Source organism: Enterococcus sp. NBRC 3427, from assembly GCF_007996925.1.
GTDB classification, from domain to species: Bacteria; Bacillota; Bacilli; order Lactobacillales; family Enterococcaceae; genus Enterococcus_B; species Enterococcus_B lactis.
Genome location: NZ_BJLL01000059.1, coordinates 1 through 15,818, shown reverse-complemented (window position 1 = coordinate 15,818; position 15,818 = coordinate 1). Strand labels below are relative to the sequence as shown.

Genomic DNA, 15,818 nt, shown 5'->3' with positions numbered 1-15,818 from the left:
AACACCGTTTATTTAAAATAAGGGGTTGTGACAAGACTTTTGTCACAGCCTCTTTTTGTTTTTCATTTTGGCAGGAAACGACCCTTTTATATAAAAGAAAGAAAAAGAAGTAAAGTTTCATATAAATTTTTCAATCAAGCAGAAAAACGTTGACATTGACTAGATTAGCGAGTAATATGTTAAATGGTATTGTTTGCCCCACAAAGAGCCCCGGAAACTCGAAGTGTATGTCAAACATCAGAACTTAAATTGGAGGAAAATAACGTGCGTACAACATATATGGCCAAACCAGGCGAAGTAGAACGTAAATGGTATGTAGTAGACGCAACTGATGTTCCATTGGGACGTCTTTCAACAGTTGTTGCATCTGTACTACGTGGTAAAAATAAACCAACTTTCACACCTCATTTGGATACTGGCGATTTCGTCATCGTCATCAATGCAGACAAAGTGAAATTAACAGGTAAAAAAGCGACTGACAAAATTTATTACCGTCACAGCAACTACCCAGGAGGATTGAAATCAATCACTGCTGGCGAATTGCGTGCTAAAAATTCTCGTCGTTTGATCGAAACTTCTGTAAAAGGTATGCTTCCTAAAAACACTTTAGGCCGCAAACAATTTACAAAATTGAACGTATACGGTGGAGCAGAACATCCACATGCAGCACAACAACCAGAAGTTTTAGACATCACAAACTTAATCTAATAGGAGGGAATTTCATTGGCACAAGTTCAATATATCGGCACAGGCCGTCGTAAAAACGCAGTTGCTCGCGTACGTCTAGTACCAGGAACTGGCAAAATTACTGTAAATAAAAAAGATGTTGAAGAATACATTCCACATGCTGACTTGCGTGAAGTAATCAATCAACCTTTCGCTGTTACTGAAACAAAAGGCGCATATGACGTATTTGTTAACGTAAACGGCGGAGGATACGCTGGACAATCAGGAGCTATCCGTCATGGTATCGCTCGTGCATTGCTAGAAGTTGATCCTGACTTCCGTTTAGCGCTTAAACGTGCTGGCTTGCTTACACGTGACGCACGTATGGTCGAACGTAAAAAACCAGGTCTTAAAAAAGCTCGTAAAGCATCTCAATTCTCAAAACGTTAATATCGTTCGAGCAAAACACGCCTTCTATTTGGAAGGTGTGTTTTTTTGATTATAAAAAATACAGAGCGAGGCGTAAGCAGAGTAAAGTAGTTTTATTTAATGGATGCGACTTCATTTACTTATGAGTACTAGTTCAATTCTATCACTACAAGGCACTTTCAAAATTTGGAGAGTGTCAACTAATAGAAATAAAAAATGTATGTATTTTTTGCCAAAGTCAATTTTTCCTCTTTACTATGATATGATTTGATTGGTATATGATTGAAGTGGACAAGAAAGGAGTACAAATGTTTATCAATAGTGTAAATGATGCTGTTTTTTCTTGCCAAGCGTGTGTGAATGTCTATGTGTTAAAGTTGTCTAGAACTTATTTTATTCCTGTTGATGTTTTATTTATAGACCAGAGAAACAGAGCATGGGAATTAAAAAAGAAGTACTTTGAAAAGCAGATAAAATCTAAAGTGAAACAAAGGCAATTGATTGTTGCATTCAATGAAATAATTGATAAGGTGATTTTAAGAAGAGAGAAGCAACATTTTCAGTTCTCACTATCCAATCAACATTTTTTAATACGGGTAGAAAAAATAGAGGATAAAGAACATTTGATTATTTTAGGTCCTTTCTGTACGAGTGAAACTATTCAGTCCCATATAGTTCTACGTAAATGTATTCGTAAACTAAGAAAATTCTATTCCAAAAAGGTCAATAAATATCTGTACTTAGTGATAGATGAAATATTGGCTACTGAGAATTTCTATAGACATTCTTTAGGATTTTGGGCGAAGAAAATTGGGTATGATTATTCGTATTTAAGTAGAGAATTCAAGAAATATGTTGGCTGCTCATATAGTTATTATCGAGAAAAGTATAGAATTGAACATGCAAAGAATGACTTACTTATGACTCAGTTATCTATCGAAGAAATTTCTAACTTTTTAGGTTTTTATGATTCAAGTCATTTTTATAATAGTTTTTTTAAAGAAGAAAGAACTTCACCAACTTTTTTTAGAAATCGATATAAAAAATTAAATAAAGGCTGGAATATTAATCCAGCCTTTGTTTATTGTGTTGATTAAAAAATATAGTAAGAAGGAGCATGTCTTAAACTATTTGAACCTGTAACGCGTGCAGTACGAGTTTGTCCGGCATTACCAGTGACATGATTAGCTTTAATCACTGTTCCATTTGAGTTTAGTAACACGGCTGAAACTCGATAACGACGTGTACGATGATGAATAGTTGAGTTTAGTCTTACGTTTCCCCAAGCAACAAAAGGAAAACCATCTGTTGAAATTGTCCAAAAGCCCCAAGGGAAATGAGTTTGTCGTCTAGATAAAGGATCATCTGTGCTATTGCTTTTTTCTAACAAAATTTCATTTGAAACATCAAGAACTCTTCCGTTTTCATCAAAAACAATGCTTCCGCTATTTGGAAATGATTCTGTTATTGGCATTGTTAGTGCATCATTTTGAAATCCAACTTCATCAGCATTTACTGATACAGGCATAGCAAGGGGCAAGAGAGTAATTGCAACAAATGATACAGAAAAAATTTTTCTCATAATGCAGAGCACCTCTTTCTTTTTGTGGAAATAGAGTATTCCCACATTTAAAATACTATGAGGTTAGCCATATTTTCTATGTAATATCATGACTATATACCTATATCTATTTGTAATAATATGACTTCTTAACAAACATAGATTGTTGAATGTTTAGTGTCCATCTATACTTTTAATTGACTAACTACGTTAAAAACAAGGAGTTTTGCCGATGACTAATATAGTATTGAAAAAAATCGTTTTGCTGTTGTCTATACTCTCAAGTCTTGCATTAGCTGTTGCCATTAGGAATGTGAATAGGGAAGAAGATTTCCAAAAAAAGGTAAACACGGCCGAGTATTTTACACCGTTCAGATTTCCAGAATTTATCGTAGATCCTCAGCAAGAAACTAGGGTTCTAGAAATACTTGAATCAGTCTCAGAAAAATTGAATGTAAACTATATGGCAAAAGTTTCATTCTATGGTGTGAGAGACCATACCTTTTCTGAAACAGGAGAAATCTCTTTTGATCGTTTAGGTGAAACACATACATTTTTTCTTTCCAAGCAAACAGAAACACATCTTTTGAACAATTTTTACATAGAGCCTCAAATAATCAGTGAAAAAAATTATTTTGCATCTGACTTAGAAAAATATCCAGATGCGGAATATTTAGAAAACAGACAACTGAAAAACGAAGATTTTTTTATACTACCGATACAAATGGCTGAGGCGCTAAATCCAGCTGATTTTTTTGTGGAAACGAAAGATCAAAAAACTCTAGATAGGTTCCTATCAAAATTATCTGATGAATACAATCTCTCCTTTGAGACAGCGTACGAACCCACATCTTTTCAATATGAGAATGACATAGAAACATTTGCGCCATCTCGAACATTAGAAGCATCTACTTTTGTGATATTTACTCTTTTCTATAGCCTTTCCTTGATTTTATGGATACTAGAGAACAATAGACACATTGCGATCTATCGTTTAAATGGTTTAACTAGTAGAAAAATTTTAAAAAGATTATTATTAAAAGAATTAGTCATCCTTTTTCTCTTGAATCTATTGATAGCTTCCTTCTTTGTCCTACATTTAGTGAATCATTTGTTTGTGCTAGTGCAACTATTCTTGCTTATTTTTAGTCTAATCATTTCTTTTTTTGTGATTGATTTACTAGGCAATCTTTCATTGAATAAGCAACTAAATCGCCAAACTTTTGGTAAAGGATTCTTTTATACTATCTATTCTGTCAAAATGTTGATTTTATTTTTTAGCGTGGTACAACTTGTTCCGTTAGCTGAATATGCTCGCACATTCCTTACACCAGAAGCAGTACATGAAGAAATAAAAAATTATGCCGTTTTCTATCCAAGACTTGGTGGCAATGAAGCGACTTTGACAGATCTTTCTCAAGATATGAGAGGATTAGATAAAACAAAGCTGCTTTCGCAACTGTTGGATGATGGAGCAATCGAGGTTGATACAAGTGCTTATTTTGAAGAAGAGAATCCTTTGATCCATCAATCTATTTATGTAAATACAAACTATTTAGACAAGTATCCGCTCATCAGCATAACGAATCAGCCTATCCAAGTTGATAAAAATGAGGATCGAGAAATCATATTAATCCCAGAACGAATGATGCCCGATTTTGTTCAACTTCGTTCTTGGTTTTTGAATGAAATGAATCCTGATAGACGAACAAAAAAAGAAGAGGATGTTTTGTTTTATACCATCCAAGATGAACAAGAAATCTTTGCCTTTGACCAAGAACAGCCAATCATCATCAATCTGCCGAATATCATCCATGTATTCACTTTGAACAATCTACCCATTTCTCATAGAAATATTCTGACAGGAAATAGTTTTGCTGAACCATTAAAAATTCCATTGATTGGGACTGCACAAGAAACCTATGATAGATATCTTCCGTTATTGAAGGAAGCAGGATTGGAAGACAACTTTCCTTTTTTGATCCCAATGGAACAGCTAAGGAAAACAGAATTGCAGTTGATTTATTTGTGGGACATAAGACAAAGGATAACTGATTTATCGATTACTATTTTATTGGTTATTGTTTTGATCACCTATTCCACACTGAGCTATTTCCGCCTTTATCAGCAAAAATTTGTTGTTTGGCGGTTAAATGGTGTTTCTTTTTTCAAAACTTATAGAAGAATTTTTCTGCTGTTTGGATTACAATATCTTTTGTTTTTTATCTATGTAGCTGTCCATTCATTTAGAATAACGGATGTCTTTATTTTTTCGTTATACATACTAATCGAATGTATTGTGCTGTTGTCTACATTTTTTTTAATCGAGAAAAAACAGAACAGATTATGTGAAAGTAAATGATTTTTTAGTTTCACAAGTAAAAATACTCTTTTGACTGTCTTTGGAAAAGTCAAACATGGTGGTTGTGACAGAAGTGGTCAGCTTCAAGAAATAAGAAGGAACTTACGAAAATTGCTTCTCATGTTTGATAAATATTGTGACTTGTGACCGAGGAGTTGGCAGAAGAACGCCGTTTATTCGGAAGAAGGGGGTGTGACAAAAGTCTTGTCACACCCCCTCTTATTTTTCATAGGTCCGTTTTTAAGGATGAGTGCTTTTCTTTTCCTTTTGCTTTTTATATACTCTGGCTCTTTTGACGTGTTCTGCGGTGATTCGAGGGTAGGCCATACGGACTTCTTCATCTAGGAAGCAAAGATCACAGATTGTCTGGATTCGTTGGGTCTCTGAACGGATGAAATCATCGTCTTCTCGAAAAACAGCAGCAATCAATTCAAGTTGAGAAAGACGCAATGTGATGACTAAGCGTCCTTGTAAACTCGGATGTTCTTTCACTAAAGTTTGGAGGTCGGGAACTAAAGACAATGCTTCTTCATATCTATTAAAGAGTAGCTGGATCAAGGCATAGTTAAGTAGATGATTGGCATATTTAAAAGACCAGTCTTCTTCAAAATCACGGTAGTTCTGATAATTCTTTTTAAAGCGTGAGAGGAATAAAGGGCGGATATCATCTGCCAACATTGGCAAAATGATGCTTGCGTTATTCATTTCCTTTAGCGTCCACGTCTCCATCTGCATCAAATAATCTTCCATGAACTTCATTTCTTCGGTATTGACTTCGCTTGTCTGTGCATCGATTCGATCAATAGTAGCGAGTAAGTGGATGAGGTACGCATAAAAACGTTCTTCTTTTTTCTTACTATCTTTGTACTTCAAATAAAACTTAGGTTCTTTTTCCACATGTTGGAATCGTTGGGTTTCTTCCGCTATTTCTTTTAAGAAACTTTTCTGTCCGCGATATTTTTCTCCATAATGTAAAAAGAAAAATTCATCGGGGTTTTCTAATTCTAAATTATCGAGAACGGATAAAAAATCCTCTAAAGCAAGGTTTACTTCCCCCCGTTCAAAACGATAAGCAAAGGTCCGTCCAACGATTCCTCCATACACTTCCTTCATCAGCAACCCTTTGTCTATCCTGATGCGACGCGCTGTCAATCCATATTTCTCCATATACTTCCCTCTTTTGTGTTCATTATAGTGAACATAATAACATAAAAAATTGATCTGCTGATAGGATGAAAAAAACGAAGGGAGCATGGAGCATGAATACACTCACTCTTGAACAGCAATCAAAGAAACAAGTTATGAAAGCAGCAATTTCTTCTCTTATCGGGACATTTGGTTCTTCTATCTTTACATTTGGACTTAGTCTGATGCTACTTGAAAAAACCGGGTTAGCTATTTCATTTGTTTTAGCATCTGTCATTCAGCCAATACTTGCCATTTTTCTAACGCCCATCGTTGGACCCATCATGGATCGATACGATCGTAAAAAAGTGATCATCATCAGCCAGCTTGTAACGTTAGTTATTTTAGCCATATACGGTTTATATTGGGGGCTGTCTGCTCATCCGCAAAAAGGAATTCTTTTGCAATCAATCTTGCTGATTATTGTATTGAAAACCACCGACCAATTTACTTATACTGCACAACAGGCGGCAAAACCCGATCTAGTATTGTCGGATGACTTGATGAAACTTGCCAGTTACTTGAGCATGGCTACGAGTATCTCGAGTCTACTAACAGGAGTTTTAGGTGCGGTACTTTATACACTTCTTCCATTCTGGCTTTTTGTTTTTATCGAGATACTGACTGAGATCATGACGTTATTCATTACATTGACAATGGATTTTCGCCTTGTTCATTCACAAGAAGACCAACTGAAGAGAGCTACCGAATCAGATAAAGGTTCTTTTCTTGAAGGGTTGCGTTACATCAAACATCAAAAATATCTTATCTATTCGTTGGTTTTTGCTTTACTGATGAATTTTTTCAGTGCCATCATCAATGTAGGGCTGCCCATCATCATGCTTCGTACTTTGAAGGTATCTAATGTTCTTTATGGATTGACTGAAACATTCTTTTTTGTCGGGATGTTAGTAAGTGCTTGGTTAGCAGGAAAAATAAAAGATCCATCGGCTCCTCTTGAACGATCTCGTAAGCTTTCTTATGGCTATGCAGTTGGTTATGTAGGCATTAGTTTAATGGTTCTTTTGGTCCACGGAGAGATTCTTGCAGTTATCATTGATGGCTTGCTTCTTTTTGCGATTGCTATCGTGAACAATCTGATGAATATTCCAACTATGGTCTGGCTTCAGCGAGAAGTTCCAACGCATATACAAGGACGTCTGATGTCAACGATAACAACGATTACCATGGTGGCCAGTCCACTTGGATTAGCACTGTTTGGTGCGCTCTTTGATTGGCAGACAACGCAACCACGTCTGCGAGACAGTCTGATTTTTCTGGGAGGGAGTCTTGCTATAGTTATCCTTATAACCGGTCTGGTAAAATTACTCAAGCTTGATCTGAAAGAAGCAAAAATTTTCAGTGAAGAGGAATACAGAGAAACGACTTTGGTCGAAAAGAAAGAATCAGGAAACTGATACAAGCGTATAACAAACTGCCTGATAATAGGAAAGACACGTATTGTCCGATTGTTTTTTTTGACATTCAATTGGAAAATTTACACTTTCTTTATACATTTCTGGCTGCTTTCTTTATACCCGTCAACTATACTTCACTTATCAATAAGAAAGAAGGATAAGCATGGATTTTGGAAATGAAACGGTCTTGAAAGCAACTGGTATAACCAAAAAATACGGTGCTGCCAAAGCATTAGATAAAGTATCGATCGAAATCAAACGTGGAATGATCTATGGATTGATTGGGGAAAATGGAGCGGGGAAGTCTACCTTTATGAGAACTATTATGGGTTTGATCTCGATTGATGAAGGTTCGATCGAATTATTTGGAACGACGGATTTGCAGGCAGCAAGACGACGTATGGGTCAATCGATTGAAACCCCTGCTCTTTATCCAGAATTAACTGCAAGAGATAACCTACGTATCCAAGCAGCGAACGGCGGTGTGTCGGATAGAGAAATCGAAGACCTGCTGAAACTGATGCGGTTGGAAAATACAGGGAAAAAGAAAGCAAAGAATTTCTCTTTAGGTATGCGCCAGCGTTTAGCTATTGCAAATGCACTGATCACGAATCCAGAATTTTTGATTTTGGATGAACCGACGAATGGGATGGATCCAGCGGGGATGGCAGAAATGCGAGAAATCATCCAACGGTTGGTAAAAGAACGGGGAATCACCGTCTTGCTTTCTAGCCACTTGCTAGATGAATTGTCACAGATCGCCACCCACTACGGTATTTTGCATGAAGGACACTTAATCAAAGAATTATCGAAAGAAGAATTGGCACAAGAATCTCGTCAATTTATAAAAATTGACACTTCGGCGACGGAACAAGCAGTAACGGTTCTCGACTCTCTTGGTTATAGGGATTATTTTGTCCAATCTAGCCGTGTTATCCAGCTTTTTGAAGGAATTGACCAAGTAGCAGCCATCAATCAAGCATTGGTAGAGGCAAAAGTTCCTGTGGATGGCATCCACCTAGTTGGGCAAAAACTGGAAGATTATTTCCTACAATTAACTGGAGGCAAGACACATGTTTAATCTATTAACTGCTGAAAAAATAAAAGTATGGAAGAGCCGTAAAATGTGGGTCTCACTAGGACTGATGGTCGTACTTCCGCTTTTTTATTCTTGGAACGAATGGTATATGCATACAAAATACGGCAATGAATTAAATCAAGCAACGGATACAGTCATCAACGGTGCAACAGGGATTTTAATGGTGGAAAAAATGGCTGCATGGATTCTTCTGGCTTTCGCAGCATTTGCGTGCTTTTATATTGGGGAAGAATTTCAAAACGGTACGATTCGAAATACGTTATCTTTAGGACGGAATCGAATGACTTATTATATGTCGAAACTTCTCGTTACGCTTTTGATCACAACACTTGGCGTGGTTTTGATCACGGGTCTAGCCATACTTGCTTACACACTTGCTTTCGGATTTGGTGAAATCGAGGGAATCAAAAACTATGGAAATTATGTTCTGCAAGTATTTCCTGTCTTGCTTCTGCTGACATTAGGGACATTATCTGTTCCAGTGGCTTTGACATTCGTCACTAGAAGTACCAGTGTCAGTTTGCTTCTTTCTTTTCTTTATATCATGGGAACGGCCTTCGTTCCCGGTGTTTTCGCAAAAATCAAAGGCTTGGAATTTCTAATGGAGTGGTTTACGGAAACGTGGCTCATGTATACGGACTTTGCGCAACAAGCAACTTATTCGCAAGCACCGAAAATGATTCTGGTCAGTCTAGTAACACTCGTGGTATCATCAGCTCTAGGAATGTTTATTTTCCAAAAATCTGACATTAAGTAGGTGGTCCTGCTGGAAACTATTTTGATTATCGAAGACGATGAAGTTGTTCATTCCTTACTGGAGGAGGTTCTTGAACAGAGATACAAACTTCTTGATGCTTATTCAGGTACGGAAGGAAAATTATTGTTAAGCACATATCCTGTTGATTTGATCCTTCTAGATCTCATGCTTCCAGGGCTTTCAGGAGAAGCATTGTTAGCAGAAATCCGACAGACATCGAATGTTCCAATCATCGTTCTTTCAGCAAAAAGCGATCAAAGAGATAAAGTTTTCTTGTTGGCAGCAGGAGCGGATGACTATGTGACGAAACCATTTGATATCGAAGAACTTTTGTTACGAATCGGCATCCAACTTCGTCATCAGACTTCTGTCCAAGTAAAAGATCTGTCACAACGCATCTATTACAAGGAAATTTTACTGGACAAAGAGTCAAGGGATGTAAATGTGAATGGTGTGGCTGTCCATTTGACAGGAAGAGAATTCGATTTGCTGAAGCTTTTTTTAGAACATCCGAAAAAAGTATTTTCGCGAGCAAATCTTTATGAAACAGTTTGGCAAGAACCATATTTTGATAGTGAGAAAACAGTGAATATGCATATTTCCAATCTTCGAGGGAAACTAGCAAAGGCACATGCGGTGTATATTCATACGGTGTGGGGAGTGGGGTTTAGATTTGATTAAGTGGCTGTTGCTTCTCGTTGTTATCTTTATGGGAAGTTTTATTTTCTTCCTGCAAAGGGAAATCAAGCGATTGACTAAGAAAATCGACACTCTTTCTGAACGACAAGAATATGGTGGTCGTCTTTCAGTCGAATTTCGAGAAAAGAATCTAATGGACCTAGTAGATGCACTGAATACATGGGTGGATGAAAATGAACAAAAAGGACAAGTATTTCAAGAAATGGAAGAAAATATCAAACTATCGATTGTCGGCCTTTCTCATGATCTCAGAACTCCTTTGACTGCTATTAACGGTTATGTACAATTACTGGAACAGGTAGAGGATACGGAGAAACGGGAGAAGTATTTAACGATCATCAAACAATCTGTTGCACGATTACTCAGTATGACGGATCAGTTTTATGATCTTGCTCGAATAGAGACGAAGCAAAAAGAAATGGATCTCCATACGCTTTCTTTTTCTAAAGAGGTGGAAGAAGTATTTTTCTCTTTTTATGAACAATTTTCTGAGAAAAATATCGAGGTAGCGTTCGCTGAACACTCGATAAATACAACTGTATTAGCAGATCCGCTCATGTTGTTGCGAGTGCTGCAAAATATCATACAGAATTTATTGCGCTATGCAGATGGACAAGCAAAGGTGACATTTTCAAAAGAGGATCCATTCATTCGATTAACAGTGGCCAATCCTATCAAAGCAGGAGCGCAAACCTCTGTTGAAAAAGTCTTCCAGCGTTTTTATACCGAAAATACCAGCCGCACAAATACGGAATCTAGCGGAATCGGGCTTTACCTGTCAAAAAAATTGGTGGAAGGAATGGGAGGAGAGATGACCGCTAAATTAGACGGGGGCATCTTCTCCATCTCCGTCAAGTTGCGGAGGGTTTAATTATACAAGATTAGTGAGAACTAGTAGAAAAATGTATTATCTATCTATATATATTTAATAGAGAAAAAAGCCTGTGATATAAATATTGCAGGCTTTTTTATTGATTTGAAATAATCAAGAATATTAGAAACTTCTACATTAATCAAGAACTTTCTTCTGTATGAAAATAGAGATAATAATTGTACACTTAAGCTGTATTCAGGAGGTGAAGATAATGGGCATCGAATTTAGCGAACGGCAAATGAAAATACTATACTTTTTGATTGAAAATGAGCACACAACTTACAAAGAATTATCAGAACAATTATATGTATCTACGAAAACAATTAGCAAAGATATTTTAATTTTGAAAGAAATAATCCAAAAAATGCCAGATGTACAAATGTTGGTTCAACCTAAAAAAGGCGTTTCGCTTATTGGAAAAAAAGAAACACTTCGAAATTTATTATCCAGTCATAAAATCAATATCGCAGACTCTCCGGAGGACCGTCTAACTTATGTGTTTGCTAAATTATTGAATACTAATGATTCTCTAAAGATTCAAAATCTTGCTGACGAATTATACGTGAGCAGGTCGACGGTAGAAAGCACAATGAAAGATGTTAGAAAAAGACTAAACAAGCATGGGATGTCCTTAGTTTCAGATCGAAATGGCGTGCGCATCAAAGCTGATGAAAAAAGTAAAAGAAGGTTGATGTCAGAAGTTGTGAACTATTATTGGGGTGGCTTTACAGCATCTAACAGTAAAACAGATCTCTTAGACTTGAATATCAATTTCATTGGTGAAGCGAATAATTTCTTAAATAAGGACATATTGAAAAAAGTAGCCGAATTGCTTAATCGATACATGAATAAGACACAATTGAAATTTACAGATTATGAATTTCAAACTTTAGCTATCCACCTTGCTATTGCGATAGAAAGGATTGAAACAAGCAATTTCTTATCACGTAGTAATAATTCTGAAGAAGAAATCTCAGAGAATACACTTATTTTAATCAAAATGATTGAAAAAGCATTTTCAATTATTGTGCCAATAGATGAACAAGCTTATGTTGACATTCACATTACTTCGATTGAAAAAAATGCTATGAATCACGACTTAGATCAAACGAAGCTTTCCTATTTAGATATGGGTGTTGAGCTACAAGAGTTAGTAAGAATTAAATTAAATGAATTTTATCCTGATGAAGAATTGATCAATAATCTAGTATTACATCTCAATGCAGCAGTTAAAAGACTCAAATTGGGAGTAAATATCTATAACCCTTATACGGACAAAATCAAATATTCTTTTAAAAGGTCATTTATGATAAGTGTAGATTTATTAGAGGAAATCGAAGAGAGATTCTGTATACATTTCAATGAAGATGAAATCGCTTACGTAACACTCCATATTCAATCACTTTTGGATCGTTACAAACCTGACAAAACGAAAGTGATATTAGTTTGTAGTAGCGGATATGGAACATCAAAATTATTAGAGCAAAGAATAAATAACGGTTTTGCAGATATGGTTGAGATAGAAGATGTACTAAGCATCAATGAACTGCAAGATAGAAAAGTCACTGATGAACTTGTTATAAGCACGATTCCGATTGAAAATACAAATTTTCCTGTTATTGTTGTTAGTCCTTTGATGTTAGGGGCAGATGTCAGAAAAGTAAAACAGTATCTACAGTTAAATGAACAAACAGAAGATGCTTTTCTAAATTTATTAGATAAACGATTTTGCTTTTTTACCCACCAAATAAAGGATAATCAAGTGAACGTTTTAAATATAATTACCAAAAAATTGGTAAAAGAAAATTACGCGAAAGAAGGGATACTAGAGGGAGCAATCAAAAGAGAAAAACTATCTTCAACAGCGATGAATGATTTTGCTATGCCGCATATCGAAGTAGATTTTATAAAAAAACCAGTAATCTGTGTCTACGTTAATCCAGAAGGAATTGATTGGGATGGGGCACTTGTTCATTCAGTTTTCTTTTTTGCACTTAATGAAAAAGTAAAACCTGAATTGAATAAAATTTATGAAACATTCAATGAAATCGCTTCGAATCATGAGTTATTAGCAAATTTAAAAACGAGTTCGTCGTTTGAAAAATTAGTTTATATATTGAAAGAAGGCTTATAAATGATCAGTGAAAAAATCAATATAAATAATATAGTGATAGATTTAAATGCATCTGATAAAAAAAGTGTAGTCGAAAAATTATCGAAATTGTTAGAGACTAATGGGTTTGTGTCTGACCACAAACAATTTCAAAAAGACGTATTTGACAGAGAAAACCATATGACCACAGGAATTGGGAAAAATATCGCCATTCCTCATGGCAAAAGCCTAGCAGTAATTGAATCAACAGTGGCTGTAGCCAAGTTAAAGCGGTCTGTTGAATGGGGCGCATTAGATGATCAACCAGTTGATCTCGTCTTTTTGTTAGCAATAAAAGACACTGATAAAGGTACTAATCATTTACGTATTTTAGCAGAATTATCTGGAAGATTGATGGATGACGAGTTTGTTAAAAGAATAAAAGATTCGAGAAATAAAAAAGAATTGGTAAAAGCTCTATCATTTTAAAAGGAGGAATTTCATATGACAAAAATAGTAGCAGTAACAGCATGTATCGCAGGGATTGCCCATACTTATATGGCAAAAGCTAATTTAGAAAAGTTTGCGAAGAAGAAAGGGTTAGATATTAAAGTAGAAACACAGGGGGCTATGGGGATAGAAAACAAACTTTCAATTTCGGATGTTTCCGAGGCAGATGTTGTCATATTTGCAGTAGATACAAATGTTTCAGAACGAGATCGCTTTGATGGTAAACCGATTTTAACAGTAGGGACCTCAGAGGTAGTAAAAGATGGTGAAGAGACGATTGATGAAGCAATTGCATTAATTAACAAATAAAAAATATATCGTGGGGGAGTTACTAATGGAATTCAAGAAACAAGGAAGAGAAATTCTAAATCATTTCCAAAGTGGGGTTTCCTATATGATCCCGCTTGTCGTAGCAGCAGGGTTACTAACTTCTATTGCAGTCATTTTTGGTGGCACAGGTGTTTGGGACCAGACGGATACATTCTGGGGAGTCCTGCGAATGATTGGTCAGACGGGATTACAGTTTATCGTACCGATGATTTCAGCCTATATCGCATATTCAATTGCTGACCGTCCCGGTCTAGCACCAGCTTTTATCACTGGGATGATGTGTCAAAATCTTGGTATGGGATTTATTGGAGGAATGGTTGCTGGATTAGCTTGTGGCTATTTAGCTAATGCATTGAAAAAAGTAAAAGTACCGATGCAAGTTATTAGTCTAAAATCAATTATGCTGATTCCTTTTGTTACTACATTAGTTGTTGGAATCATATTATGGTATGTACTAGCTACGCCTATTCAAGCAATGACAACAGGACTGACTAATTGGCTAGAAGGCATGTCAGGAGCAAATGCTGCTTTGATGTCGGCTATTTTAGGAGGAATGATGGCGTTTGATATGGGAGGACCTATCAATAAAATTGCATATGCTTTTGGGGTTGCTTCTTTTTCAAGCGGAAGCTTTGGACCTAGTACAGCCATGTTGTTAGGAATTGCTATTCCGCCATTTGGAATGTTTTTAGCAACAATTTTAAACAAAAAACTCTATGATGAATCAGAACGAGATAATGCAAAGACAGCTATGATTATGGGCCTTGTGGGGATTACTGAAGGGACGATCCCGTTTGCCGTGAAAGATCCTTTACGAGTAATACCGAGCATCGTGGTTGGTACTGTAGTAGCATGTGGTCTAAATGGATTTTTTGGTGTTACACAAGAAACAATGCTTTCAACCTTTATGGCGATTCCTTTTGTTACGAATATACCTTTATATTTAGTATCAATTGTTATTGGAGGAGTGGTTACAGCGTTAATGGTCAATGCACTAAAATCCATCAAGTATAAAAAAGAACAACAAGTAAATTCAGTAGAAGAAGGAAAGTAGGGGAATCTGACATGGTCAATGCACATATAATTCAACACACGCACTGGGACAGAGAATGGTATTTTACAAATGAAGATGCCATCGTATTGTCTGATCAGGTTTTTACTGAAGTTCTAGATGAATTGGAAAGGAACCCTAAAGTAAACTTTTGTTTAGATGGACAAACTTCAATCGTCGATGAGTATTTGGAGATCAATCCGCAAAAGCTTAAGGTTATCCAACGACTGATGAAAACAGGACAACTATTCGTGGGACCGTGGTATGCACAAACAGATGCCTTATTAGTGGATGCTGAATCAATTTTAAGAAACTTAATGATTGGGATCAGTGATACGATCCTTAAATATGGAGATCCAATGATGGTAGGGTATTTGCCTGACACGTTTGGGTTCAATGCGAATTTGCCTACACTTTTGCATCAAGTAGAAATCGATAATTTCATGTGTTGGCGAGGATTAAACTTTGAAACGATGGTTCCATCTCCTTACTTTATCTGGAAAGGATTGGGAGATAAATTTGTTTATGCCATGAATTTTCCATTTGGTTATATGACTGGAATGATGACCTTAGACGCAATTAAAGATATTCCTGAATTTGCAAAAGAAAAGTTGGATGAAGCAGTTGAAATGCTTCATATGCAAGGAAAAAACAAAGATATTTTAGTACCTTCGGGTGTAGATCAAAAGTCAATGATTTTAAATTTTGATCAAGTCGTAGAGAAGTTGAATAAATACAGTAAATTCCACAATATTATTTCAGATTATCCTTCTTATGTAGAAGTT

At 36.1% G+C, this 15,818-nt stretch carries 15 protein-coding genes and 1 pseudogene; 14 read left to right on the top strand and 2 right to left on the bottom strand.

The genetic code is table 11. The features are described from left to right. Positions 1-279: 279 nt before the first annotated feature. From rplM to ESP02_RS11005, 3 genes are all read left to right on the top strand, one after another. Complete coding sequence (gene rplM / locus ESP02_RS11015) at positions 280-708, top strand: 50S ribosomal protein L13 (RefSeq protein ID WP_002323724.1); 429 nt, start codon at positions 280-282, stop codon at positions 706-708. Positions 709-723: 15 nt separating this feature from the next. After that, the gene (gene rpsI, locus ESP02_RS11010) at positions 724-1,116 is read left to right on the top strand and encodes a 30S ribosomal protein S9 (RefSeq protein WP_002287505.1); all 393 of its coding nucleotides are present in this window, start codon (positions 724-726) and stop codon (positions 1,114-1,116) included. Between the two features lie 287 nt (positions 1,117-1,403). Next, the gene (locus ESP02_RS11005) at positions 1,404-2,192 is read left to right on the top strand and encodes an AraC family transcriptional regulator (protein WP_207711942.1); all 789 of its coding nucleotides are present in this window, start codon (positions 1,404-1,406) and stop codon (positions 2,190-2,192) included. Here the strand turns inward: ESP02_RS11005 and ESP02_RS11000 are convergent. After that, positions 2,189-2,677 carry a hypothetical protein gene (locus ESP02_RS11000; protein WP_002373835.1) on the bottom strand — a complete coding sequence of 163 codons (489 nt, stop codon included), beginning with the start codon at positions 2,675-2,677 and terminating at the stop codon, positions 2,189-2,191. The genes ESP02_RS11005 and ESP02_RS11000 overlap by 4 nt on opposite strands. 211 nt (positions 2,678-2,888) lie before the next feature. Between ESP02_RS11000 and ESP02_RS10995 the strand changes: the two genes are divergently transcribed. Beyond that, the gene (locus tag ESP02_RS10995) at positions 2,889-5,018 is read left to right on the top strand and encodes a hypothetical protein (protein ID WP_038399161.1); all 2,130 of its coding nucleotides are present in this window, start codon (positions 2,889-2,891) and stop codon (positions 5,016-5,018) included. A gap of 240 nt (positions 5,019-5,258) precedes the next feature. On the opposite strand, the gene ESP02_RS10990 is transcribed toward ESP02_RS10995, so the two are convergent. After that, positions 5,259-6,185: a hypothetical protein gene (locus ESP02_RS10990; protein WP_002373833.1), complete on the bottom strand. Its 927-nt coding sequence runs from the start codon at positions 6,183-6,185 to the stop codon at positions 5,259-5,261. Between the two features lie 65 nt (positions 6,186-6,250). On the opposite strand from ESP02_RS10990, the gene ESP02_RS10985 reads away from it, so the two are divergent. The 10 genes and pseudogenes from ESP02_RS10985 to ESP02_RS10940 all read left to right on the top strand — a co-directional run. After that, positions 6,251-7,621, top strand: coding sequence for an MFS transporter (locus ESP02_RS10985; RefSeq protein WP_373891150.1), 1,371 nt, complete (start codon positions 6,251-6,253; stop codon positions 7,619-7,621). A 163-nt stretch (positions 7,622-7,784) separates the two neighbouring features. Then, complete coding sequence (locus ESP02_RS10980) at positions 7,785-8,702, top strand: ATP-binding cassette domain-containing protein (RefSeq protein WP_002373830.1); 918 nt, start codon at positions 7,785-7,787, stop codon at positions 8,700-8,702. Then, positions 8,695-9,477 carry an ABC transporter permease subunit gene (locus tag ESP02_RS10975; protein WP_002373829.1) on the top strand — a complete coding sequence of 261 codons (783 nt, stop codon included), beginning with the start codon at positions 8,695-8,697 and terminating at the stop codon, positions 9,475-9,477. Before ESP02_RS10980 ends, ESP02_RS10975 begins: the two co-directional genes overlap by 8 nt. Further along, on the top strand, positions 9,478-10,158 hold the full coding sequence (locus ESP02_RS10970) for a response regulator transcription factor (RefSeq protein ID WP_002373828.1): 681 nt from the start codon (positions 9,478-9,480) through the stop codon (positions 10,156-10,158). Next, positions 10,151-11,047 (top strand): HAMP domain-containing sensor histidine kinase, encoded by an 897-nt coding sequence (locus ESP02_RS10965; protein WP_002373827.1) that lies wholly within the window; start codon positions 10,151-10,153, stop codon positions 11,045-11,047. The genes ESP02_RS10970 and ESP02_RS10965 overlap by 8 nt, the downstream gene beginning before the upstream one ends. Before the next feature lie 214 nt (positions 11,048-11,261). Continuing rightward, on the top strand, positions 11,262-13,184 hold the full coding sequence (locus ESP02_RS10960; RefSeq protein WP_025478445.1) for a BglG family transcription antiterminator: 1,923 nt from the start codon (positions 11,262-11,264) through the stop codon (positions 13,182-13,184). Then, the gene (locus tag ESP02_RS10955) at positions 13,185-13,631 is read left to right on the top strand and encodes a PTS sugar transporter subunit IIA (RefSeq protein WP_002302514.1); all 447 of its coding nucleotides are present in this window, start codon (positions 13,185-13,187) and stop codon (positions 13,629-13,631) included. A gap of 15 nt (positions 13,632-13,646) precedes the next feature. Further along, positions 13,647-13,961 (top strand): PTS fructose transporter subunit IIB, encoded by a 315-nt coding sequence (locus tag ESP02_RS10950; RefSeq protein WP_002373816.1) that lies wholly within the window; start codon positions 13,647-13,649, stop codon positions 13,959-13,961. A gap of 25 nt (positions 13,962-13,986) precedes the next feature. Next, on the top strand, positions 13,987-15,036 hold the full coding sequence (locus ESP02_RS10945; protein ID WP_002373813.1) for a PTS fructose transporter subunit IIC: 1,050 nt from the start codon (positions 13,987-13,989) through the stop codon (positions 15,034-15,036). Positions 15,037-15,047: 11 nt separating this feature from the next. Beyond that, a pseudogene (locus ESP02_RS10940) lies at positions 15,048-15,818 on the top strand (alpha-mannosidase); the annotation flags it as partial.